A 2,434-nucleotide genomic window follows, 5' to 3' on the forward strand; every position below is an offset into this window, starting at 1 on the left:
GTCTTTAAATACCATGTCATGGGCTACGACCCTGGTGTAAGCTTCCACTCAGCCTATTACCCAGAACAAAAATCCATCGCGGTTGTCTGCTCCAATAAGTCAGAGGGGGCCTTCGACATCATGAGCGCCATTGAAAGGGAACTAACGTAAACACAGGGACGGTTCTTATAGCGGACAATCGGAAGTTTTGCGTGAAAAAAGGCACGATGAGCTGCATTAGCTGCTCATCGTGCCTTTATCTTATTCGTTTTTCAGCTCAAATCGCAAAATTTTTGATTGCCAGAGAAGAATGAAGTCGCGGTTCTGGGCTATGGGGTTTCAATCTTTCGATTTCCCACTCGGAAAATAGTATTGAGGAAGTTTATCGGATTAAGCGAACGAAGAAACACGGTGATTTTTCGAAAATGAACATTATTTCCCCCTCCCCACTGAAGAGGCTTTTTAAATGAGTATTCAATTACAGCCACTTACGGTACGCCTCCTGAAGCATTTAATTGAAGGTGAGTTTTCCTACAGCCTGGACATAGACTCACATCCTTTTTCGTAATGATGGAGACCACCTCTACTACACTTAATCCTTCAAATTTGGGTTTATAAAATGGGCTTTTTGTCAGTTTTCTGCATAGCTTAAGTTTGGTTTTCTTATTTCTGTTCGCAAGGATCCCATAATGCCTGATCTTCACGAATCCCTTCGGGAGCACATGCATTAAAAACCTTCGCATAAACTCCACCTTTGTCAGGGTGACTGTCTTCTTTTTATTGTTGTTTTTATAATCTTTTACGCCAAAGGTAACCGTGTCTTCTTCAATAGAAATGATTCGATTATTTGAAATGGCAATTCGGTGGGTGTAACGTCCAAGGTATTTCATCACTGCCAAGGGCCCTTTGAAAGTCCTCTTGGTATAACTGTACCAATCGAGGGAGTAACACTTGTCCAAGAGATCCTGAAAAACCTTTGGATTCTTATAAATTTCGGCTTGATTATAAAACTCCAGTAATCCTTGTCTATAATACTGCTTCAAATAATAAAGGTATTTTCCCCTGAATTTTTTGGACAGTACTTTTACTGGAATGAAGAATTTCTTTGAAGCAGCTCGCCACTGTTCCTCTTCTGTCAAGCCTCCGGCCAATACTACCGTGTGAATATGTGGATGGTAATGCAAGTTTTGCCCCCACGTGTGCAAGAGGGAGAAAAAGCCAATCTGTGCTCCAATATATTTGGGATCCCTGGAAAGCTCTAAAAGGGTTTCTGCCACAACCTTATACATCAGATCATAAAGCAAACGTTGATTGTGGTAGATAATCGTGTGCAATTGTTCAGGCATCGTAAAGACGACATGGAAATAGGGTGCATTCAGGATGTCCTGCCTTCTTTTATCAACCCAAATGTCCTTATTCACTCCCTGACACTGGGTACAGTGCCGATTCCTGCAGGAATTATAGCTGATCTGTGTATGCCCACAGGTCCCACACTCATAAGTCCGGCCACCCAAGGCTGAGGTTCTGCAGTTCATGATATCCCTTGCGGTTTTTGATTGATCCAGGGAGGGCTTATACGATTGCTTATATCTTGAAAATGAGTCTCGAAACAAATCCTGAATACTCATGTTTACTTGTCTTCCCTTGAGTCCAATGGACTCTGAACTCCCATAAGAGATTTGGAAGTCATGTGCAAGTAGGCAGTTGAGGTTTGAAGCCGTTTGTGTCCAAGCATCTGTTGGATTAAAACAGGTTCAATACCGTCTTCCAAAGAATGCGTGGCAAAACAATGCCTTAGAGTATGGGCAGAAATCTGAGAATCCATCCTCAATTTGGTTTTAATCTTAATCATGGTGTTCTTAATGGTTTTTACATGGATGTGATGACTTTTCTCCATTCCGGGGAAAAGCCAGTCACTAGATGAATAGGTCAAATTGGCGAATTCGACCTTAAAATAATCCCGTAAGATAAGAAGTGACTCATTCGATAAAATGGTGTAACGATTGGTATTATGTTTGGCATTCGCGACTCTTAGTCTCATCGTTTTACTGCAGATATCACCAATCTTCAAACGGGCGACTTCACTAACCCGCAAACCACTGCCATATATTAATGAAAAAATGGCTTTATGTTTTTTATTTTCGATAGCGTTAATAAGATTGATAATCTCATCCCTGGAAGGGATGACGGGAAGAGTATGGGGACGTTTCATCCTTGGAACCTTCATTGGATTCCATTCCTTCTCCAAGACATACGTGTAGAAGAAGCGGACAGAAGAGATATAATTATTAATCGTACCTGCCGAGAGTCCCCGAACTTTCTTTAAATGAAGAATATATTCCTGGATATCCTCTAAGGTCGTCAACTCAATCGGACGATCTTGTTCGCTCATGAAATCTAGGAAGGATTGAATCCTTCTCGCATAGGACTCTCTGGAAGATTCCGGAGTATTCTT

General features: G+C 41.5%; 2 protein-coding genes. Both read right to left on the bottom strand.

The features are described 5' to 3' along the window. Positions 1–467: 467 nt before the first annotated feature. Positions 468–1,607, bottom strand: a complete 1,140-nt coding sequence (locus tag ACSVDD_RS29825; protein ID WP_510167024.1) for an IS91 family transposase — start codon at positions 1,605–1,607, stop codon at positions 468–470. Between the two features lie 2 nt (positions 1,608–1,609). Further along, positions 1,610–2,434, bottom strand: an 825-nt coding sequence (locus ACSVDD_RS29830) for a tyrosine-type recombinase/integrase (protein ID WP_510167025.1), incomplete at its 5' end; no start/stop codon positions are given.

The sequence above is a fragment of the Azospirillum terrae genome, from assembly GCF_053470425.1.

What these genes read in the sequence shown, in the direction of transcription:
- ACSVDD_RS29825 (WP_510167024.1), bottom strand. Translation starts at nt 1,607, where the DNA reads ATGAGTATTCAGGATTTGTTTCGAGACTCATTTTCAAGATATAAGCAA.